Raw genomic sequence first — 21,006 nt, 5'->3', positions numbered from 1 at the left:
GCCCCTAGTGTACGTTCCTGAGACCTGAACCAGTTGTCAGGTTTGACATCGTCGTCACCCAGAGAGGCTCTCAGCATGCGAGTTACACCGAAGTACCTCGCGCCGGCGCTCGTCGCCGCCGCGGCCACCGCCATCGCGCTCGCCGGTTGCGCACCGACGAGCGCCGCCGGAGGAGGCGAGGACGACGGCGCGGACGCCGCGCCCGTCGCGATCGGCATGATCACGTCCCAGACCGGTCCGCTCGCGGCCTACGGCGAGGCGTACACCGCCGGCTTCGAGGCCGGGCTCGACTACGCCACCGACGGTACCGGCGCGGTCGACGGACGCGAGCTCGAGATCACGTGGGAGGACGACCAGGGCAACCCCGACACCGCCGTCGCCAAGGCGAAGGACCTCATCGGCCAGGGCACGATGATCCTCGCCGGGACGGTCGTGTCCGGGATCGCCACCTCGCTCGCCGAGCAGGCCGAGCAGAACGAGGTGCTCTACATCTCCGGTCCCGCCGCGACCGACGCCGTCACCGGCGTCAACGAGTACACGTTCCGCTCGGGTCGGCAGACCTACCAGGACGTCGCGACGGCCGGGACCTTCATCGGCGACCCCGCCGGCAAGAAGATCGTCGTCTTCGCGCAGGACACCGCGTTCGGCCAGGGCAACCTCGCCGGCGTCGAGGGCGTGCTCGGCGGCCAGGGCGCCGAGGTCGAGGGCGTGCTCGTCGCCGAGGACGCGACCGAGTTCACGCCGTTCGCGCAGCAGATCATCGCCGCGCAGCCCGACCTCGTGTTCGTCGCATGGGCCGGCGCCTCCTCCGGCGCGATGTGGACCTCGCTGCAGCAGCAGGGCGTGTTCGACGCCACCACGGTCGTCACCGGGCTCGGCGACGTCGCCACCTACCAGGCGTACGGCGACGCGTCGGGCGACATCTCGTTCCTCAACCACTACTTCGGCGGCGCGGCCGGCACCGAGGTCGAGGCGGCGATGATCGAGCACCTCGAGGAGGCGGGCGCCGAGCCCGACCTGTTCTCGGTCGACGGCTTCGTGGCCGCGCAGATGATCGTGCAGGCCGTCCGCGAGGGCGGGGGCGACGACGTCGAGTCGATGATCGACGCGCTCGAGGGCTGGACCTTCGACTCGGTCAAGGGCGAGGTCACCGTGCGGGCGGAGGACCACGCGCTCATCCAGCCGATGTTCCAGGTCGCGCTGGCCGAGGGCGACGCCGGGTGGGAGCCCGAGCTCGTCGAGACCGTCGACGCCGACACGGTCGCACCGCCGGTCGTCGACGGCAAGTGACCTGATCCGCCACCTCACGATCGGAACCGCACCGACATGACCGACCGGCCGGCGCTCGAGCTCGAGCACGTCACCCTCCGCATCGGCGGCGCGCAGCTGCTGCACGACATCTCGCTGGCCGTGCCCGAGGGCGAGATGCTCGGCGTCATCGGCCCGAACGGGGCCGGCAAGACGACGCTGTTCAACGTCGCCTCCGGCGTGCTGCGGCCCACCGGCGGCGTGGTGCGCCTCGCGGGCGCCGACGTGACGCGGCATCCCGTGCACCGACGCGCGGCAGCCGGACTCGGCCGGACGTTCCAGACCTCGAGCCTTTACCCGGCGCTCGACGTCCGCGAGAACGTTCGGCTCGCCGCCCAGGTGCGCGAGGGCAGCGCGGCATCCGTGTTCCGCACGCCGCGGCGCACGGATGCCGCCACCCGGCGGGCCCTCGCGGCGCTGGACGAGGTCGGCATGGCCCACCGGGCCGACGCCGTCGCCTCCGGCCTCGCCCACGGCGAGAAGCGCAAGGTCGAGATCGCGATGCTCATCGCGATGGAGCCCCGCGTGATCCTCCTCGACGAGCCCATGGCGGGCGTCGGCTCAGCCGACGTCCCCGCGCTCACCGAGGTGATCCGCGGGCTCCACCGCGGCGGGCGCACCGTGCTCATGGTCGAGCACCATATGGACGTCGTGCTCGGCCTCGCCGACCGGGTCGCCGTCATGCACCACGGCGAACTGCTCGCCGTCGATTCACCGGAGGCCGTCATGGCGAACCCCACCGTCCAGTCCGCCTACCTCGGCACCGCCGCATGAGCGCGGAGCCCACGGCCGCCGAGCCGATCCTCAGCATCCGGGGCCTGCACGGACGCATCGCCGGCCAGCAGGTCGTCGAGGACGTCTCCTTCGACGTGCCCGCGACCGGCGTGACCGCCCTCCTCGGCCGCAACGGCGTCGGCAAGACCTCGACCATCAGGTCGATCCTCGGCCTCATCGACCGCTCCGGCGAGGTGCGCCTGGCCGGCGAGCGCATCGACCGGATGCCGACGCACCGGATCGTGCAGCGCGGCGTCGCCTACGTGCCCGAGGACCGCGAGGTCTTCGGCTCGCTCACCGTCGCCGAGAACCTGCGCCTGGCCGAACGCGACCGGACGCCGCGCCGCGAACTCGTCGCGTCCCTGTTCCCCGACCTGCAGGCCCGGCTCGAGCAGCGCGCGGGCACGCTCTCGGGCGGCCAGCAGCAGATGGTGTCGCTCGCCAGGGCGCTCGTCAACGAGAACCGGCTCCTGCTCGTCGACGAGCCGACCAAGGGGCTCGCCCCGCGCATCGTCGACGAGGTCGCCGATGCGCTCGCCGAGGCCGCGCGCACCGCCCCGATCCTCCTCGTCGAGCAGAACCTGCTCGTCGTGCGCCGCCTCGCCGAGCGCGTGGTGGTGCTCTCGTCGGGCCGGGTCGTGTTCACCGGCACGGCCGACGAGCTCCTCGACGACCACGACCGCGTGCAGCGCTTCCTCGGCGTGCACGACGAACGGGAGGCCGCCTGATGGACACCGTCGTCCTCCTCCTGATCACCGGGCTCGGGCTCGGCGCGCTCTACTTCCTCGTCGCGAGCGGGCTCTCGCTCATCTACGGGCTCATGGGCGTGCTCAATTTCGCGCACGGCGCGTTCCTCACGATCGCGGCGTTCCTCGGCTGGGAGGCGGGTCGTCGCATCTCCGACGGCACCTGGACCGGCCTGCTCGTCTCGATGGCCGTCGGCATCGTCGTCGGCGCGACCGTCGCGGTGCTCACGGAGGTCCTCGTCATCCGCCGGCTCTACGAGCGCCACATCGAGCAGGCGCTCGTGACGGTCGGCATCTCGCTCGCCGCGGTCGCGCTGTTCGAGGGCATCTGGGGTTCCGACCCGATCTACACCGACCGGCCGGCGTGGCTCACGCAGACCACCGAGATCCTCGGCGCCCGCATCCCCAACGACCGGTTCCTGCTCATCCTGTGCGCGGGCCTCGTGCTCGGGGGCATCGTGCTCTTCCTGCGCCGGACGCGGTACGGGCTCATCATCCGCGCCGGCGTCGAGAACCGGCACATGGTCACGGCGCTGGGGATCGACGTGCGACGCTCGTTCACCCTGGTGTTCGCGATCGGCGGCGCCGCCGCCGGCCTCGGCGGCGTGCTGGCCTCCGTCTACTACGGGTACGTCTCGGCGCACCTCGGTTCGGTGCTGCTCATCTTCGCGTTCATCGTCACCGTGATCGGCGGACTCGGCTCGCTCACCGGCGCCGCGATCGCCTCGGTGCTCGTGGCCGTGCTGCAGCAGTTCGCGAACTTCTTCCTCGGCGGCACCGGCGACCTCGTGGTCGTCGTGCTCCTGGCCGCCGTGCTGCTCATCCGCCCGCGTGGACTCCTGGGGAAGGCCGCATGACCGCCACGTCGCTCCGCCTCGTCATCGGCGGGATCCTGCTCGTCGCCGGACTCGCGGTGCTGCCGCTGCTCGCGATCGACATCCCGGGCGTGCTGCCCGGCCCGACGTACACGCCGGGCACCCTGCAGATGCTCGCGTTCGCGCTGCTCATCGCGGCGCTCGCCCTCAGCTACCGCATGATGTTCGGCCTCGCCGGCCTCCTGTCCTTCGGGCACGCGCTCTTCTTCGCCGCGGGAGCGTACGGCCTCGCGATGACGCTCGAGGCGTTCGGGCCGTCGGACTGGCCGAGCCCGGCGATCTTCGTCGTCTCGATCGGCATCACGCTGGTCGCCGGGCTGCTGCTCGCCGCCACCGTCGGCTCGCTCGCGCTCCGCGTCACGGGCATCTCGTTCGCGATGGTGACGCTCGCCTTCGCCCAGGCCGGTTCCGTGCTCATCCGCCGCAACCCCGCCGGGGCCACGGGCGGCGAGGAGGGGCTCTCGCTCGACACCGCGAACGTGCCGCCCGAACTCGTCGGGGTCGTCGACACCCGCAACCTCTACTGGATGGCGCTCGGCGTGCTCGTCGTCGTGTACCTCGTGGTGCTGTGGGTCGAACGCAGCCGCGCGGGCCACGTCGCCGAGGCGATCCGCGAGAACGAGCTGCGCGTGCACGTCATCGGCATCCGCCCGTACGACGTGAAGCTGCTCGTGTTCATCGTCGCTTCGGTGCTCGCCGCGGTCGCGGGCATGGGCTACCTGCTCCTGCAGTCCGGCGCAGCGCCGCGGGTGGCCACGGCCGACTTCACGCTGACCCTCCTCGTCATCGTGGTGCTCGGCGGGGTGGGTGCGCGCTGGGGCGCGATCGTCGGCGGTATCGTCTACACACTGCTCGACCAGCGGCTCACGGCGCTCGCCGGTTCGGACGCGGTCGCCGCGCTGCCCGACGTGCTCCGTGTGCCGCTGTCCGAGCCCCTGTTCATCCTGGGCACGCTGTTCGTGCTCGTGGTGCTGTTCCTCCCCGGGGGCATCGCCGGACTTCCCGATCGCATCCGCACCGGGAGGCGGCAGCATCCGGCCGAACGCGAGGAGGCGGTCGATGCCTGACGCACCCCCCGTCCACGACGGGCCCTGCACCCTGGGCCGATGGACCGCCGATCGCGCGCGGACCGCGCCCGACGCCGTGGCCATCGACGATCGCGGGGTCGTCGTCACCTACGGCGAGCTCGACGAACGCGCCGAGCGCCTCGCCGCGGCGCTCCGCGGGTCCGGGTACGCCGTCGGCGACCGGCTCGCGACGCTCACCGGGAACAGCGCCGACCACGTCGTGCTGTTCTTCGCCTGCGCGAAAGCCGGGCTCGTCCTGGTGCCGCTGTCGTGGCGACTCTCGCCGCGGGAGCTCGCCGAGCAGCTCGAGCTCGCCGATCCGGTCCTGCTGCTCGTCGAGGACGAGTTCGCGAGCCTGGCGCGCGCCGCCCTCGAGCGGCTGGCCCGCCGGCTGCCGACGAGCGCCCTCGGCGCGCACGGCGTCGAGCGCGACGTGCCCCATCCCGGCCCGCGCGCGGTGCCGCCGGCCACGCGCCGGGCCGTGCACGACGACGACCCGCTGCTGATCGTGTTCACCTCGGGCACGACCTCGCGCGCCAAGGGCGCGGTGCTCACGCACGCCAACTGCTTCTGGACCAACCTCTCGCTGTCGAAGACGATCCCGATCGCCGAGTACGACGTCGTGCTGTCGGTGATGCCGCAGTTCCATGTCGGGGGCTGGAACATCCAGCCCCTGCTGGCGTGGTGGTCCGGTGCCACCGTGGTGCTCGAGCGGACCTTCGATCCGGGCCGGGTGCTGCACCTCATCGCCGAGCGTCGCATCACCACCATGATGGGCGTGCCGGCGAACTACCTCTTCCTCGCCCAGCACCCGGACTTCGCCGCGACCGACCTCTCGAGCCTCGGGCATGCGGTCGTCGGCGGTGCGCCGATGCCCCCGGCGCTGCTGCGCGCCTGGCACGCGCGGGGCGTCGCCCTCACGCAGGGATACGGGCTCACCGAGGCGTCGCCGAACGTGCTCTGCCTGCCCGATCGCGACGCCACCCGCCGCGTCGGCTCGGCGGGGTTGCCGTACGCCCACGTCGACGTCGCGGTCGCCGACCCGGCCACGGGCGAACTGCTCGACGGTGAGGCCGAGGGCGAGCTCCTCGTCTCGGGTCCCGGCGTGTTCGCGGGCTACTTCCGGGATCCCGACGCCACGGCCGAGGCACTGCGCGGCGGCCGGCTCCGCACCGGGGACCTCGTCCGGCGCGACGCCGACGGCTACTTCACGATCGTCGACCGGCTCACCGACGTCTACATCTCCGGGGGCGAGGGCGTCTCGCCGGCGGAGGTCGAGGCGGTGCTCATCGGGCACCCCGCCGTCGCCGACGTCGCCGTCGTGGGCGTGCCCGACGAACGCTGGGGCGAGGCCGGCTCGGCATGGGTGGTCCTGCGGCCCGGCGCGATCACGGATGCCGCGGAGCTCACGGAGTTCGCCCGCGGCTCCCTCGCCGGGTACAAGGTGCCGCGCGACATCCGGTTCATCGACGAGATCCCCCGGTCGACGGCGTCGAAGACGCTGCGGCGGGTGCTGGCCGAACGAGCCGTCCGCGAGTCGGAAGCGGTGCGATCGTGACCGCCGCCGCGCCGCGCACCGCGCGCGGGGAGAAGACGCGCCGGAGGCTGCTCGAGGCCGCCGAGCACGTGTTCGCCGAGCACGGCTACACCGAGGCGTCCGTCTCGCGGATCACCGAGCGCGCCGGGGTCGGCCAGGGCACCTTCTACCTGTACTTCGACACGAAGCTGCGCATCTTCGAGGAGCTCGTCGAGGACCTGAACCAGCGGGTGCGCAAGGCGATGAGCGAGGGCGCGGCCTCCGCGGCCACGCGCCTCGAGGCCGAGCGCGCGGGCTTCGCCGCGTTCTTCCGGTTCACCGCCGAGCACCCGGCCCTGTACCGGATCGTCCGGGAGGCGGAGTTCGTCTCGCCGGAGTCGCTCCGGTTGCACTACACGCGCATCGTCGAGGGCTACATCGACGGGCTGCGCCTGGCGCAGCTCGACGGCGAGATCGGCGACGTCGACCCGACGGTCGCCGCCTGGGCGCTCATGGGCATCGGCGAGATGATCGGCATGCGCTGGGTGCTGTGGGGGAGCGAGGGCGGGGCCGGCGACGACGCCGACCCGACCGCGTCGGGCACCAGCGCGGTGCCCGAGCACGTGCTCGACGAGATGATGCGATTCATCGGCGGCGCCCTCGGACGGGGCGCGCGCCGCAGCGACGAGGAGGACGCATGACCGAGCTTTCCGGACGCCGGGCGATCGTGACCGGGGGTGCGAGCGGCATCGGACTGGCGTGCGCCGAGGCGCTCGCGGAGTCGGGTGCCCACGTGACCATCGCCGACCTCGACGGGGCGGCCGCGGCATCCGCGGCCGAGCGCATCGGCGGCGCCGCCTGGACGGTCGACCTCGGCGATACCGCGGCGCTCGCCGACCTCGCCCTCGACGTCGACATCCTCGTGAACAACGCCGGCCTGCAGCACGTGCGCCCGATCGAGCAGTTCGAGCCGGAGCGGTTCTCGCTCCTGCTCCGGGTCATGCTCGAGGCGCCGTTCCTGCTCATCCGGGCCGCGGTGCCCGGCATGTACGAGCGCCGGTTCGGTCGCGTCATCAACATCTCGAGCGTGCACGGGCTGCGCGCCTCGCCCTACAAGTCGGCGTACGTGGCCGCGAAGCACGGACTCGAGGGGCTCAGCAAGGTGACCGCGCTCGAGGGCGGACCCCACGGGGTCACGTCGAACTGCGTCAACCCGGGCTACGTGCGCACCCCCCTCGTGGAGAAGCAGATCGCCGACCAGGCGAAGGTCCACGGGATCCCCGAGGACCAGGTCGTCGAGAAGGTGATGCTGACCGAATCGGCGATCAAGCGCCTCACCGAGCCGGCCGAGGTCGCGAGCCTCGTCCGGTGGCTCGCGGGCGACGACGCCCGGATGGTGACTGGCGCGAGCTACACGATGGACGGCGGATGGAGCGCGCGATGACCGGTCCGGCCCCGTTCACCGCGCCCGTGCGCGGCGGCGATCTCGCCGGCGGCCAGTGGCGCGCGGACGCCGCCGGAACGCCCATGCTCGCCATCCACGGCATCACCGCGAGCCACCGCGCCTGGCACCACGTCGCCGACGCGCTGCCCGCGCGCCGGATCGTGGCTCCCGACCTGCGCGGTCGGGGGCGCTCGGCCGACCTGCCCGGACCGTGGTCGCTGCGCGACCACGCCGACGACCAGGCCCGCCTGCTCGACGCGCTCGGGATCGACCGCGCGCTCGTGGTCGGCCACTCGATGGGCGCCTTCGTGACCGTGCGGTTCGCGGCGGCGCACCCGGACCGGGTCGCGGGCGTCGTGCTCGTCGACGGTGGGCTGCCGATCCCGCATCCGGAGGGCCTCGCGCCCGACGAGGTGGCCGCGGCGGTCCTCGGGCCGGCGATCGCACGGCTGGCCATGCGGTTTGCGGACGGGGCCGCGTACGACCAGTTCTGGAAGGCCCATCCCGCGATCGGGCCCGCGTGGGACGAGCGCATCGCGGACTACGTCGCCTACGACCTCGTCGGCAGTGCCCCCGAGCTGCGCAGTTCGTCCGTCGCCGACGCGGTGGCGCAGAACGTGCTCGAGCTCGACGGCGGCGACGGCTACGCGGCGGAGCTCGAGGGCCTTCCCGCGCCGGTCGACTTCATCCGCGCCGGGCGCGGGCTGCTCGACCAGCCCGAGGCCCTGTACCCTGCCGATCGGGTGGCGGCGACCGCAGAACGGATGCCGGCGCTCCGCGTCACCGATGTCGCGGAGCTCAACCACTACACCATCGTCATGACGGATGCGGGCGCGGCGCGGGTCGCCGCGATCGTGGAACCTCGGCTCGCCGAGGCGGACGCCGCGGCATCCGTCGGGACGCGTTGACGAGGAGGTCACACGATGACACTGGACAAGACCGTCGGATCGGCCGCTGAGGCGGTCGCCGACATCCCGGACGGCGCGTCGCTCGCCGTCGGCGGGTTCGGGCTCTGCGGCATCCCCATGGTTCTGATCCAGGCGCTGCTCGAGCGCCGGGTCGGCGACCTGTCGGTCGTCTCGAACAACTGCGGCGTCGACGACTGGGGCCTCGGGGTCCTGCTCGGTGCGGGCCTGATCCGCAAGATGACCTCGTCGTACGTGGGCGAGAACAAGGAGTTCGAGCGGCAGTACCTCTCGGGCGAGCTCGAGCTCGAGCTGACGCCGCAGGGCACGCTCGCCGAGAAGCTCCGCGCCGGCGGTGCGGGCATCGCCGGGTTCTTCACCCAGACCGGCGTCGGCACGCAGGTCGCCGAGGGAGGCCTGCCGCAGAAGTACGCCGCCGACGGGTCGATCGCGATCGCCTCGAAGCCGAAGCCAGTGCAGACCTTCACGATGCGCGGCGAGGATCGCGAGTTCGTGCTCGAGGAGGCGATCACGACCGACTTCGCGCTCGTGCACGCGCTGAAGGGCGACCGGCACGGCAACCTCGTCTTCGACAAGTCGGCCCGCAACTTCTCGCCGCTCTGCGCGATGGCCGGTCGCATCTGCATCGCCGAGGTCGAGGAGCTCGTCGAGCCGGGCGAGATCGACGCCGACGCCGTGCACCTGCCCGGCATCTTCGTCGACCGCATCGTCGAGGTGGGTCGCGACATCGAGAAGCGGATCGAACGCCGCACCGTGCGAGAGGGGAACTGACCATGGCGCTGACCAGGCTCGAGATGGCCGCGCGCGCGGCGAGGGAGCTCGCCGACGGTTCGTACGTGAACCTCGGCATCGGCCTGCCGACCCTCGTCCCGAACTACGTGCCCGACGGCGTCACCGTCGTGCTGCAGTCGGAGAACGGCATCCTCGGCGTCGGACCGTACCCGACCGAGGACCAGGTCGACCCCGACCTGATCAACGCTGGCAAGGAGACCGTCACCGTGCTCCCCGGTGCGGCCTACTTCGACTCGGCCACGAGCTTCGGCATGATCCGCGGCGGCAAGGTCGACGCGGCCATCCTCGGCGCCATGCAGGTGTCGAAGGACGGCGACCTCGCGAACTGGATGATCCCCGGGAAGATGGTCAAGGGCCCCGGCGGCGCGATGGACCTCGTGCACGGCGCCCGGAAGCGCATCGTGCTCATGGAGCACGTCGCCAAGGACGGCTCGCCGAAGATCGTCGATACCTGCTCGCTGCCCCTCACGGGCAAGGGCGTCGTCGACCGGATCATCACCGACCTCGCCGTCATCGACGTGACGCCCGACGGGTTGAAGCTCGTCGAGGTGGCGCCGGGCGTCACCGTCGACGAGGTCGTCGAGAAGACCCAGCCCGCCCTCGACACCTCCGGCGTCACCGCGCTGGCCACGTAGCCGATTCCGGGGCGGTCCCGGCCCGCCGGCGGCCGCCCCGATCCACCGTTCCGACCCGCATCATCCGCATCACACCCAGCAGGCCCGAAGGAGCGCCACATGGACCACATCCTCCCCGGCATCGTCGTGCACGAGCTCGTGACACCGCGCTACACCGCGCAGGTGATCGAGCGCCCCGCCGAAGACGCCGACGCCCCGCGTGCGACCGTGCTCTTCGTCCACGGCAACGTGTCGTCGTCGCTGTTCTGGCAGCCGACCATGCTCGCCCTCCCGGCCGACGTGCGCGCACTGGCCGTGGACCTCCGCGGCTTCGGCGGCAGCGAGGTGCGGCCGGTCGACGCCACCCGCGGCCTCGGCGACTACGCCGAGGACGTCGCGGCCGTGGTCGACGCCCTCGGGCTCGACGAGGTGCACCTGGTCGGGTGGAGCATGGGCGGCGGCGTCGTGATGCAGGCGCTCCTCGAGCACGAGCTGCCCGTGGCATCCGTCACGCTCGTGAACCCCGTGTCGCCCTACGGCTTCGGGGCGACGGATGCCGCGGGCCGGCTGCTCACGCCGGATGCCGCAGGCTCGGGCGGCGGGGGAGCGAACCCCGACTTCATCGCGCGGCTCCAAGGCGGCGATCGGACCGCCGACGCGCCGTCGTCACCGCGCTCGGTCTACCTGGGCACCTACGTCACGCCCGGCTTCACGTCGGACCACGATGACCTCTGGGTCGAGTCGATGCTCACGACCGCGATCGGCGAGGGCAACTACCCGGGAGACTCGCGCGCCTCCGAGAACTGGCCCGGCTTCGCGCCGGGCGACCGCGGGGTGCTGAACACCATGGCGCCGACGCACTTCGACGTCAGCGGCATCGCCGACCTGGAGCGGAAGCCGCCGATCCTGTGGATCCGCGGTGCGAACGACGTCATCGTGTCCGACACGTCGCTGTTCGACCTCAACCACCTCGGCGCGCTCGGCGTGATCCCGGGCTGGCCCGGGCCGGACGTCGCACCGCCGCAGCCGATGATCGCGCAGACCAGGGCGGTGCTCGACCGCTACGCCGAGCAGGGCGGCACCTATCGTGAGGCGGTGTTCGAGGCCTCCGGCCATTCGCCGTTGCTCGAGGAGCCCGAGCGGTTCGTCGGCGAGCTGCTCGCGCACGTGGGCGGCGAGGATGCGGCCGCCGCCTGAAGCGGAGAAGCGATACCGATTCGTGACGCGGGGGTGCGCCTGACGGCGCACCCCCGCTGCCATGCTGGGCACGACGGTTCCCCACCGCCCTTCCGAACAGGAGTTCCGTTGACCCGACCCTCGCGCCGCGCCGCGCTGCCCGCCCTGACCCTCGCCGCCGGACTCGCGTTCGCGCTGTCCGGCTGCGCCACAGAGCCCGCTCCCGCGGCCGAGCCCTCGGGTGCGCCCGAGACCGCAGTTCCGGCTCCGACGCCGAGTGCCGATCCGCTCGAGTCGGTCACCACGGTGGTGATGCGCCCGGAGGGCCTCGACCTCACGGACGCCGGCGGAACGGTCGTGGCCGAGGTCTCGTACGACGACGAGGCCGTCGCGATCGTCGAGACCCTCGCCGCCGTGTTCGGCAGCGACGCCGAGATCGAGGAGTTCGCGGGGGTGTGCTGCGAGGCACCGCGCATGACGATCTACCACTGGGACGGCTTCCGTGTCGTCGACGACCACATGGGGTACTTCACCGACGACGACGAGCGGGACTGGATCGACGAGGACCGGCCCGATGTGCGCAACATGAACGTCTCGGTCGTCGCCGCCGCAGCCGCCGTCGGCGATGTCGCAGTGATGGCCGGCGATGGCTTCGCCGTCGGCGGTGACATCGACGCACTCGAGGGACGCGTGGACCATCCGGGCGGCCCGGACTGGGTCCAGGTCCCGCTCGAGACGGGCTCCGAGCTCGGACCCGAGGTGATCGAGGGGATGCCGAACGCCTATTCCGTCATCGTGCAGGTGGCCGGCCCCGTCGCGGAGCCGACGCTCATCGCGCCCGTGAACCTCGGCGCGAACACGGTCTGATGATGCCCGGATCGAACGAGCGAAGTCCCATGATCCGCCGAACCCGTGCCGCGATGCTTCCCGCCCTCGTGATCGCGGCGAGCCTGGCCCTCGCCGCCTGCGCGCCGAGCTCGGATGGCTCGCCGACGCCCACGGCCTCCGAAGCGGCATCCGTCGAGACGGCGTCGCCGACGCCCGACGCCCCAGACCCCGAGCCGGAGGTCGCCGCGATCCTCGTACGAGCCGATGCGGTCGAGTACTTCGACGGAGCGGGCGAGCCGATCGAGGGCGCTCGCGATCCCTACGCCGAGCCCGTCGACGCCGCGCTGGCCCGGCTCACCGACCTGCTCGGCGAGCCCGCCGTCGAGACCTACGAGTCGCAGTTCACCGAGGGCACCGGCACCTTCCATCGCTGGAACGGGCTGGCCGTCATGGAGTACCCGGTCGGCATGGTGGCCGAGGTTCCCGACGCGCCGACGTGGGGCGTCCAGCTCGATGCCGCCGCGGCGGGTGGACTCCGACTGGTCACCGTCGATGGGCTCGCGGTCGGCGATCCGGCTCCCGACGACCTCGAACGCACGGCCTGCAACTCGCTCATGGCCGAGATCGTCGGCACGCGCGGCGTCGCCGTGGAGGGCTCGCCGACCGTCAGATACATCAGCTCGCCGATCTCCACCGACGTCTGCGAATGAACACCGAGGGAGCCGTCATGATCCGTACCCGGTACTCGCGCCTCCGCGCCGCGCTCGTCGCCGCGCTCGTCCTCCCGTTGGCAGCCTGCGCCGCTGAGCCGGCCCCGGCGTCGGCCCCGCCGGCCGAGCCGGCGCCCGTCAGCGCATCGCCATCCGCCGAACCGGCCGACCCGCTCGAGGCGGTCGTCGCGGTGGTGCTGCGACCCGACGTGCTCGAACTCATCGATGACGGCGGCTCGGTCGTGGCCGAGGTGGACTACATGGGCGATCCGGCCGAGGCGGTCGCGACGCTGACGACGGTGTTCGGCGCCGATCCCGTCTCCGATCCCATCGAGGCGTCCCCGCACTTCCCGGGCGGCGTGGAGCACCGCTGGGACGGCTTCCGCCTCATCGAGACGCAGTACGACGAGCAGCGCCGCGTCGACGCCGATCTCGACAACCTGGTCTGGCCGCGCCTCATCGCGCTGGCGGAGGCGTCCGAGGTCGGGGATGCCGCGATCACCTCGGCCGCGGGCCGGGTCGGAGACCGCACCGACCAGCTCTCGCAGCCGATCGACCCCGAGCTGTGGACCTGCAGCGGGTGGGCGGTCGAGACCCTCGAGGTCGCGCGCGCCGGAGGAGCAACCAACACCGTGGGGGTGAGCCTCACGTTCTCCGGGGCGATCGGCATGCGCGAGACGCCGCCGTCCGCCGACGAGACCGTGACCCTGCTCCGCGCTCCCGCCGACGTCGCGGAGGGCTGCGCCTGAGGCTCGGCGGGCGCCACCCCCTCGCGCGATGTCGTGGTCGCGACGAGGATGGGGTGACGGACCAGGCCGAGGGGGCAGCCATGGAACAGCTCGACCCGCGCGACCCGCGCAAGCCCGACACGCTCACCGAGATCACGCCGCGCGCGTGGAAGTACGTGGCGCGCCGCACGGCCCGCGAGTTCATCGACGACGAGTGCCTCGACACCGCTGCCGCCCTGACCTACTGGGGCACCCTCGCGCTGTTCCCGGGGCTCCTGGCGGTCACCTCGCTGCTCGCGCTCGTCGGTCAGGACGGCCGCGCCATCCGGGAACTGCTCGGCCTGGCCGAGCAGGTGGCACCCGGATCGGCGCTGGAGGTGGTCGCGGAGCCGCTGCGGGACTTCGCCGGCTCGAGCGCAGCGGGCCTCGGCTTCGTCACCGGGCTGGTGATCGCGCTCTGGTCGGCATCCGGGTACATCGCGGCCTTCACCCGGGCCATGAACCGGATCTTCGAGGTCGACGAGGGGCGGCCGTTCTGGAAGCTGCGGCCCTACCAACTGCTCATCACGGTCGCGGCGATCGTGCTCGTCGCGATCGTCGCGGTGATCCTCGTGGTCTCGGGGCCGGTCACCGAGGCGATCGGCTCGCTGCTCGGCCTCGGCGAGACGGTGCGCGTCGCCTGGGAGATCGCCAAGTGGCCGATCCTGGCCGTCGTCGTCGTGCTGGTGGTCGCGCTGCTCTACCAGGCGACGCCCAACGTGCGGCAGCCGAGGTTCCGTTGGATCAGCCTGGGCGCGTTGCTCGCGATCGCGCTGCTGGCGATCGCCTCGGCCGGATTCGCGCTCTACGTCGCGAACTTCGCCAACTACGACCGCACGTACGGGTCGCTCGCCGGGATCGTCGTGTTCCTGCTCTGGCTGTTCATCTCCAACGCGGCGCTGCTGCTCGGCGCGGAGTTCAACGCCGAGCTGGAGCGCGCACGCCAGCTCCAGGCGGGCATCCCGGCGGAGGAGCGGATGAACCTGCCCCGTCGCGGGACGAGCCGGCTGGCGAGTGCGGAGGAGGCCGAATGGCGCGACCGCCGGCTCGGTCGCGCGATCCGCCGCGAGGCCGCCGCCGCACGGTCCGACGCGTCGGACTGAGTCCGCTGGCGGTCCCCGCGGGTGTCACGGGCCATCCGTTCGATGGAGGTGCCGCCCAGCGGCGTCGCCCTAGACTGGCAGCGTGCCTGCAGTGAACATCGGAATGCCCAAGGTCCCCGAAGTCCTGGCTCCCCGACGCAAGTCGCGCCAGATCAAGGTGGGCAAGGTGCTCGTCGGCGGCGACGCTCCCGTGAGCGTGCAGTCGATGACGACGACGCCCACGCCGAACATCAACGCGACCCTGCAGCAGATCGCCGAGCTCACCGCGTCGGGCTGCGACATCGTGCGCGTCGCCGTGCCGAGCCGCGACGACGCGGAGGCCCTGCCGATCATCGCGAAGAAGAGCCAGATCCCGGTCATCGCCGACATCCACTTCCAGCCGAACTACGTCTACGCGGCCATCGACGCCGGGTGCGCCGCGGTGCGCGTGAATCCCGGCAACATCCGCAAGTTCGACGACCAGGTCGGCGAGATCGCGCGTCGCGCGAAGGAGGCCGGCGTCTCCATCCGCATCGGCGTGAACGCCGGCTCGCTCGACCCGCGCCTGCTGCAGAAGTACGGAAAGGCGACCGCCGAGGCGCTCGTCGAGTCGGCGGTGTGGGAGGCGAGCCTCTTCGAGGAGCACGACTTCCACGACTTCAAGATCTCGGTCAAGCACAACGACCCGATCGTCATGGTCAAGGCGTACCGGATGCTGGCGGAGCGGGGCGACTGGCCGCTGCACCTCGGCGTGACCGAGGCCGGCCCCGCGTTCCAGGGCACCATCAAGTCGGCCACTGCGTTCGGCATCCTGCTCGGCGAGGGCATCGGCGACACCATCCGCGTCTCGCTCTCGGCCCCGCCGGTCGAGGAGGTCAAGGTCGGCCTGCAGATCCTGCAGTCGCTCAACCTCCGCGAGCGCAAGCTCGAGATCGTGTCGTGCCCGTCGTGCGGCCGCGCCCAGGTGGATGTCTACAAGCTCGCCAACGACGTCACCGACGGGCTCGAGGGCATGAGCGTGCCGCTGCGCGTCGCCGTCATGGGCTGCGTCGTGAACGGTCCCGGCGAGGCGCGCGAGGCCGACCTCGGCGTCGCGTCCGGCAACGGCAAGGGCCAGATCTTCGTCAAGGGCGAGGTCATCAAGACCGTGCCCGAGGCCGAGATCGTCGAGACGCTCATCGCCGAGGCCAACCGCATCGCCGACGAGATGGGCGCCGACGCACCCGTGGGCTCGCCGACGGTCGTCACCCCGTAGGCGGCGCGGGCGCGGCATCCGCGCCTCGCTAGAATCTTCGGGTGCCCACACGCCTGACGAACTTCTTCCTCCGCACACTCCGCGAAGACCCCGCCGACGCCGAGGTCGCGAGCCACAAGCTGCTCGTGCGCGCCGGCTACATCCGGCGCCAGGCGCCGGGCGTGTTCGCCTGGCTGCCGCTCGGTCTGCGGGTCAAGGCGAAGATCGAGCGAGTCGTCCGCGAGGAGATGGAGGCCGCCGGGGCCCACGAGGTGCACTTCCCGGCGCTGCTGCCGCGCGAGCCGTACGAGCAGACCGGCCGCTGGACCGAGTACGGCGACGCGCTGTTCCGGCTGAAGGACCGCAAGGATGCGGACTACCTCCTGGCGCCCACGCACGAGGAGGTCTTCACGCTGCTCGTGAAGGACCTGTACTCGTCGTACAAGGAGCTGCCGCTCACGATCTACCAGATCCAGGACAAGTACCGCGATGAGGCGCGCCCCCGGGCTGGTCTGCTGCGCGGCCGCGAGTTCACGATGAAGGACGCGTACTCGTTCGACGTCAGCGATGCCGGCCTCGACGCGTCGTACCAGGCGCAGCGCGACGCGTACGAGCGCATCTTCACCCGCCTCGGACTCGAGTACGTCATCGTGCAGGCGGACGCCGGCGCGATGGGCGGTTCCAAGAGCGAGGAGTTCCTGCACCCCACTCCGGTCGGCGAGGACACGTTCGTGCGCTCGGCCGGTGGCTACGCCGCGAACGTCGAGGCGTTCACGACGCTCGCGCCCGAGTCGATCCCCTTCGAGGGGCTGCCCGCCGCCGAGATCCTCGACTCGCCGGACACGCCCACGATCGCCACGCTCGTCGACCTGGCGAACCGCGAGTACCCGCGGCCCGACGGACGGGCGTGGACCGCCGCCGACACGCTGAAGAACGTCGTGCTCGCCCTCACCCACCCGGACGGCAGTCGCGAGGTCGTCGTGGTCGGCATCCCGGGCGACCGGGAGGTCGACGCCAAGCGCGTCGAGGTCGCCTTCGCCCCGGCCGAGGTCGAGGCCGCCACCGACGCGGACTTCGCCAAGCACCCCGGACTCGTGAAGGGCTACATCGGTCCGTGGTCGGCGGAGGGCGCGGTGCTCGGCGCCGAGTCGTCGACCGGCATCCGCTACCTCGTCGACCCCCGCGTCGTCGACGGCACCGAGTGGATCACCGGCGCGAACCTCGACGAGAAGCACGTCTTCGGCCTCGTCGCCGGCCGCGACTTCGTCGCCGACGGCACGATCGAGGCCGCCAACGTCCGCGAGGGCGACCCGGCACCGGACGGCTCGGGACCGGTCGAACTCGCGCGGGGCATGGAGATCGGGCACGTCTTCCAGCTCGGGCGCAAGTACGCCGAGGCCCTCGGGCTCAAGGTGCTCGACGAGAACGGCAAGCTGGCCACGGTCACGATGGGGTCCTACGGCATCGGCGTGACGCGGATCCTCGCGATCATCGCCGAGCTGCACAACGACGACAAGGGGCTCGTCTGGCCCGCGTCGGTCTCGCCGTTCGACGTGCACGTGCTCGCCACGGGCAAGGACCAGGCGGCGTTCGACGCCGCAGAGCGGATCGTCGCCGACCTCGAGTCCGCCGGCCTCGACGTGCTTTTCGACGACCGCCCGAAGCTCTCACCGGGCGTGAAGTTCGCCGACGCCGAGCTGATCGGCGTGCCGACGATCGTGATCGCCGGTCGCGGCGTGGCCGACGGCGTCGTCGAGGTCTGGGACCGGGCGACGGGCGACCGGACGAGCACGCCGATCGACGGCGTGCGCGCCGCGCTCGGGCGCTGAGCCCGCCGGAGTCGCCGACGCGGAACGCCCCCGCGCCCTGACGGGCGGCGGGGGCGTTCGGCGTCGCGTTCGACGGGCGAGGCTCACATCTTCGCGTAGCGTGCCCGGGCGAAGCAGAAGATGCCGTAGACCACGAGGCCGGCACCGATGAGCCACAGGATGAACACGCCGAACGGCAGGCCCACGAGGCTCTTCAGCGCGGCGTCGAGCCCGCCCGCGGCCTCGGGGTCGGCCGTGACCGCGGCGATGACGAACAGGACGCCGATGATGGCGACGGCGATGCCCTTCGCGATGTAGCCGACCATGCCGAACGTCAGGATGCCCTTGCGGGTCGCCTCGTTGCCCGGCAGCAGCAGGCGCTTCTCGAACCTGCGCGTCGCACCGCGGTAGACGAAGGCGACGCCGATGCCGAGGGTGACCAGGCCGATGAGGACGAGGACGAACACGCCGCCGGGCGCGGCGAGCAGCTGGGCGCTGAGCGTCTCGGAGGACTGGTCGGAGTTCGATCGCCCTCCGAGCGCGTAGGTGAGCGCGGTGATGCCGATCGCGATGTAGGCGATCGCCGTACCCACGTACTTGATCCGGTAGCCCCACTTCTTCTTCGCGTCGTCCTCGCGCACGAGGAACGCCTCGGTGACGTTCCAGATCGCGAGGGCGAACAGCCCGAGGGCGATGACCCAGAGGAGGAGGAGACCGAACGGCCAGCTGGCGACCTGCTGCATCGCCCCGCCCTGATCCGCCTCGCCGCCGGCGCCCTGCGCGACGGATACCGCGATCGCGCCGATCACGATGTGGACGATCCCGAGGACCACGTAGCCGATGCGGGCCACGATCTCGAAGATGCGCGAATTCTGCGCTGCGCTGGCAGCGGACTTGCCGGTCGACGATGCCGATGATGTCATGCGCACAGCGTAGTGAAAGCGCCCCGCTCGGCGGCAGGGGTACGACGGAGGTTGCGTCCGGCTCCGAGGGGGTGCTACGGCGCGACGGCGACGCTCGGAGCCGCTCGGCGTTCGCGAACGGGACCATCGGCGTTCACCTCCCGGTCGACGGCGATCCTCGCGCCGGTCACCCGTCGCCGCGAGGCTCGCCGCATCCGCCGACCCGCGTCGCGCATGCGCGCCAGAACGAGGAGCTGCCATGGCCCTGCCCGAACTCCGACTCTCCGTCGTCGACCACGCGAAGGGGAAGCGCTCGCCGGTGACGTGCCGGCTGAAGTGCGCCGACGCGTGCCTCGGACCGGAGTGCAACACCTCGGCGAACCCCGAGTTCCGCGCGCTCGCGTCGACCGCGCTGTCGCGCAGGTCCGTCCTCGGCCTGGGGGCCGCGGGCGCGATCGCGATCGGGCTCGGCGACGCCCTCCGTGCGACGTCCGCGCAGGCGATCCCGGGCGTCGCCTCAGCCGCGGCATCCGGGCTGCCGTTCGCCCCCATCGCCCCGGTCGCCTCGACGGTCGACGAGTTCACCGTGCCGACGGGCTACCGCTGGCAGGCGCTCGTGCGCTGGGGCGACCCGATCTTCTCCGACGCCCCGGTCTTCGACCTCGCGAACCAGACGCCCGCGGCGCAGGCGCGGCAGTTCGGGTACAACAACGACTACCTCGACGTGATCGCGGACGAAGGCGGGCTCACCGGCGTCCTCGTGGCGAACCACGAGTACGTGAACCCCGGCATCATGTTCCCGCCGACGGGCGACCCCGCCGAACTGCGGACCCGCAGCGAGATCTTCAAGATGGCCCAGGGGATGGCGGTCGTGGAGGTCGAGCGCGACGCGGTCGGCGGTCCCTGGCGGATCGTCGTCGATGGGCGTCGGAACCGCCGTCTGACCGTCGAGAGCGAGTTCGAGCTCACCGGTCCCGCCGCCGGCTCCGACCTGCTCACGACCGCGGCCGACCCGACGGGTCGCATCGTGCGCGGCACCCTCGGCAACTGCGCCGGCGGGACGACGCCGTGGGGCACCGTGCTGTCGGGCGAGGAGAACTTCAACGGCTACTTCTCCGCACCCGCCGATACGCCCGCGCGAGCGCGGTACGGCTTCCGCCAGTCCGCGACGTCGACCGGCTGGGAGACATGGGACCCTCGATTCGACGGCACCGCGGCCGGGTACGCGAACGAGGCGAACCGGTTCGGCTACATCGTCGAGATCGACCCGCAGGACACGGCCTCGACGCCGGTCAAGCACACCGCGATGGGACGCTTCAAGCACGAGGGCGCCAACGTCCACGTCGCCGAGGACGGCCGCGTGGTCGCGTACATGGGCGATGACGAGCGCGGCGACTACCTCTACAAGTTCGTGTCGAAGCACCGGTTCAACCCGAACCGTGCCGACGCCGCGGCGCGGAAGCAGAACCTTCGCCTGCTGAGCGAGGGCGACCTGTTCGTGGCCCGGTTCTCGGGCAACTCTCCCGCGGCGGAGATCACGGGGACCGGGGCGCTGCCGACCGACGGCGCGTTCGACGGCTCGGGGGAGTGGGTCGCCCTGACCCGCAACGGCCGGAGCGTCGTCCCCGGAATGGCGATCGATGAGGTCCTCGTGAACACGCGCCTCGCGGCGGACCTCGTCGGCGCGACGAAGATGGACCGCTGCGAGGACGTCGAACCGCACCCGACGACCGGCAGGGTCTACATCGCGTGCACCAACAACACGCGACGCGGCCTCGACTACGCCGTCGACGAGGCGAACCCCCGCGCGACGAACCGCGATGGCCACGTCATCGAGCTCACCGAGCTCGACGGGCAGGGCGGCACGCGCTTCGCGTGGAGCATCCTGCTGCTGTGCGGCGACCCGGCCGGAATCGGGCAGACCTACTTCGCCGGGTACCCGAAGGAGCTCGTCTCGCCGATCTCCTGCCCCGACAACGTGGCGTTCGACAGCGAGGGCAACCTGTGGATCTCCACCGACGGCGCCCCGTCGACCATCCGCCGCAACGACGGCCTGTTCAAGGTGCCGCTCGAGGGCGCCGAGCGCGGCCGCGTCCAGCAGTTCCTCTCGGTGCCGCGGGACGCCGAGACCTGCGGTCCCGTCATCCGCGCCGAGGAGGGGATGGTCCTCGTCGCCGTGCAGCACCCGGGCGAGGACGGCACGTTCGCGTCGCCCACGTCCCTGTTCCCGGACTTCGGTTCGACCGCCGACGGCGGCGTGGTCGCGCCCAGGCCCTCGGTCGTGCAGGTCTGGAGGGCCTGAGCGGTCCGGACCCGGGCGGGGGGGGGGGGGGGGGGGCCCCCCCCCCCACCCATGTCACCACCGGATTCTCCGCCCCCCCCCACAACCCAAGACACACAGCCCCCCCCTCTAACCATAGCAAATTAGGCAGAGAAG

General features: G+C 72.0%; 20 protein-coding genes. 19 read left to right on the top strand and 1 reads right to left on the bottom strand.

All coding sequences use genetic code 11. From position 1 onward, the window contains the following. Positions 1 to 75: 75 nt before the first annotated feature. From ACUY4T_RS09605 to ACUY4T_RS09520, 18 genes are all read left to right on the top strand, one after another. Positions 76 to 1,290, top strand: a complete 1,215-nt coding sequence (locus tag ACUY4T_RS09605; RefSeq protein ID WP_446018711.1) for a substrate-binding domain-containing protein — start codon at positions 76 to 78, stop codon at positions 1,288 to 1,290. Between the two features lie 36 nt (positions 1,291 to 1,326). Continuing rightward, entirely contained in the window at positions 1,327 to 2,082 is a 756-nt protein-coding gene (locus tag ACUY4T_RS09600; RefSeq protein WP_446018710.1) for an ABC transporter ATP-binding protein, read from the top strand. Next, complete coding sequence (locus tag ACUY4T_RS09595; protein ID WP_446018709.1) at positions 2,079 to 2,810, top strand: ABC transporter ATP-binding protein; 732 nt, start codon at positions 2,079 to 2,081, stop codon at positions 2,808 to 2,810. The genes ACUY4T_RS09600 and ACUY4T_RS09595 overlap by 4 nt, the downstream gene beginning before the upstream one ends. After that, on the top strand, positions 2,810 to 3,685 hold the full coding sequence (locus ACUY4T_RS09590) for a branched-chain amino acid ABC transporter permease (protein ID WP_446018708.1): 876 nt from the start codon (positions 2,810 to 2,812) through the stop codon (positions 3,683 to 3,685). The genes ACUY4T_RS09595 and ACUY4T_RS09590 overlap by 1 nt, the downstream gene beginning before the upstream one ends. Continuing rightward, on the top strand, positions 3,682 to 4,770 hold the full coding sequence (locus ACUY4T_RS09585; protein ID WP_446018707.1) for a branched-chain amino acid ABC transporter permease: 1,089 nt from the start codon (positions 3,682 to 3,684) through the stop codon (positions 4,768 to 4,770). The genes ACUY4T_RS09590 and ACUY4T_RS09585 overlap by 4 nt, the downstream gene beginning before the upstream one ends. After that, positions 4,763 to 6,328, top strand: coding sequence for a class I adenylate-forming enzyme family protein (locus ACUY4T_RS09580; RefSeq protein ID WP_446018706.1), 1,566 nt, complete (start codon positions 4,763 to 4,765; stop codon positions 6,326 to 6,328). The genes ACUY4T_RS09585 and ACUY4T_RS09580 overlap by 8 nt, the downstream gene beginning before the upstream one ends. After that, complete coding sequence (locus ACUY4T_RS09575; protein ID WP_446018705.1) at positions 6,325 to 6,987, top strand: TetR/AcrR family transcriptional regulator; 663 nt, start codon at positions 6,325 to 6,327, stop codon at positions 6,985 to 6,987. The genes ACUY4T_RS09580 and ACUY4T_RS09575 overlap by 4 nt, the downstream gene beginning before the upstream one ends. After that, positions 6,984 to 7,730: a 3-hydroxybutyrate dehydrogenase gene (locus tag ACUY4T_RS09570; protein ID WP_446018704.1), complete on the top strand. Its 747-nt coding sequence runs from the start codon at positions 6,984 to 6,986 to the stop codon at positions 7,728 to 7,730. Before ACUY4T_RS09575 ends, ACUY4T_RS09570 begins: the two co-directional genes overlap by 4 nt. Further along, positions 7,727 to 8,638, top strand: coding sequence for an alpha/beta hydrolase (locus ACUY4T_RS09565; RefSeq protein WP_446018703.1), 912 nt, complete (start codon positions 7,727 to 7,729; stop codon positions 8,636 to 8,638). The genes ACUY4T_RS09570 and ACUY4T_RS09565 overlap by 4 nt, the downstream gene beginning before the upstream one ends. Before the next feature lie 15 nt (positions 8,639 to 8,653). Then, complete coding sequence (locus tag ACUY4T_RS09560; RefSeq protein ID WP_446018702.1) at positions 8,654 to 9,427, top strand: CoA transferase subunit A; 774 nt, start codon at positions 8,654 to 8,656, stop codon at positions 9,425 to 9,427. 2 nt (positions 9,428 to 9,429) lie between these two features. Next, complete coding sequence (locus ACUY4T_RS09555) at positions 9,430 to 10,083, top strand: CoA transferase subunit B (protein ID WP_446018701.1); 654 nt, start codon at positions 9,430 to 9,432, stop codon at positions 10,081 to 10,083. Positions 10,084 to 10,182: 99 nt separating this feature from the next. Continuing rightward, positions 10,183 to 11,259 (top strand): alpha/beta fold hydrolase, encoded by a 1,077-nt coding sequence (locus tag ACUY4T_RS09550; protein WP_446018700.1) that lies wholly within the window; start codon positions 10,183 to 10,185, stop codon positions 11,257 to 11,259. A gap of 108 nt (positions 11,260 to 11,367) precedes the next feature. After that, the gene (locus ACUY4T_RS09545) at positions 11,368 to 12,105 is read left to right on the top strand and encodes a hypothetical protein (protein ID WP_446018699.1); all 738 of its coding nucleotides are present in this window, start codon (positions 11,368 to 11,370) and stop codon (positions 12,103 to 12,105) included. 29 nt (positions 12,106 to 12,134) lie between these two features. Then, on the top strand, positions 12,135 to 12,776 hold the full coding sequence (locus tag ACUY4T_RS09540; RefSeq protein WP_446018698.1) for a hypothetical protein: 642 nt from the start codon (positions 12,135 to 12,137) through the stop codon (positions 12,774 to 12,776). 17 nt (positions 12,777 to 12,793) lie between these two features. Further along, a complete protein-coding gene (locus tag ACUY4T_RS09535) occupies positions 12,794 to 13,525 on the top strand; it encodes a hypothetical protein (protein WP_446018697.1) in 732 nt (243 codons plus the stop codon). Positions 13,526 to 13,605: 80 nt separating this feature from the next. Then, positions 13,606 to 14,646, top strand: coding sequence for a YihY/virulence factor BrkB family protein (locus ACUY4T_RS09530; RefSeq protein WP_446018696.1), 1,041 nt, complete (start codon positions 13,606 to 13,608; stop codon positions 14,644 to 14,646). A gap of 103 nt (positions 14,647 to 14,749) precedes the next feature. Further along, positions 14,750 to 15,880: a flavodoxin-dependent (E)-4-hydroxy-3-methylbut-2-enyl-diphosphate synthase gene (gene ispG / locus ACUY4T_RS09525; RefSeq protein WP_446018869.1), complete on the top strand. Its 1,131-nt coding sequence runs from the start codon at positions 14,750 to 14,752 to the stop codon at positions 15,878 to 15,880. Positions 15,881 to 15,921: 41 nt separating this feature from the next. After that, positions 15,922 to 17,688: a proline--tRNA ligase gene (locus ACUY4T_RS09520; RefSeq protein ID WP_446018695.1), complete on the top strand. Its 1,767-nt coding sequence runs from the start codon at positions 15,922 to 15,924 to the stop codon at positions 17,686 to 17,688. Between the two features lie 83 nt (positions 17,689 to 17,771). Here the strand turns inward: ACUY4T_RS09520 and ACUY4T_RS09515 are convergent, their stop codons facing one another. Continuing rightward, positions 17,772 to 18,590, bottom strand: coding sequence for a DUF1206 domain-containing protein (locus ACUY4T_RS09515; protein WP_446018694.1), 819 nt, complete (start codon positions 18,588 to 18,590; stop codon positions 17,772 to 17,774). Positions 18,591 to 18,828: 238 nt separating this feature from the next. Between ACUY4T_RS09515 and ACUY4T_RS09510 the strand changes: the two genes are divergently transcribed. After that, positions 18,829 to 20,871 carry a PhoX family protein gene (locus ACUY4T_RS09510; RefSeq protein WP_446018693.1) on the top strand — a complete coding sequence of 681 codons (2,043 nt, stop codon included), beginning with the start codon at positions 18,829 to 18,831 and terminating at the stop codon, positions 20,869 to 20,871. Positions 20,872 to 21,006: the final 135 nt, after the last annotated feature.

Source organism: Agromyces arachidis, assembly GCF_052805135.1.
This window is presented reverse-complemented; position numbering and strand designations above follow the sequence as displayed.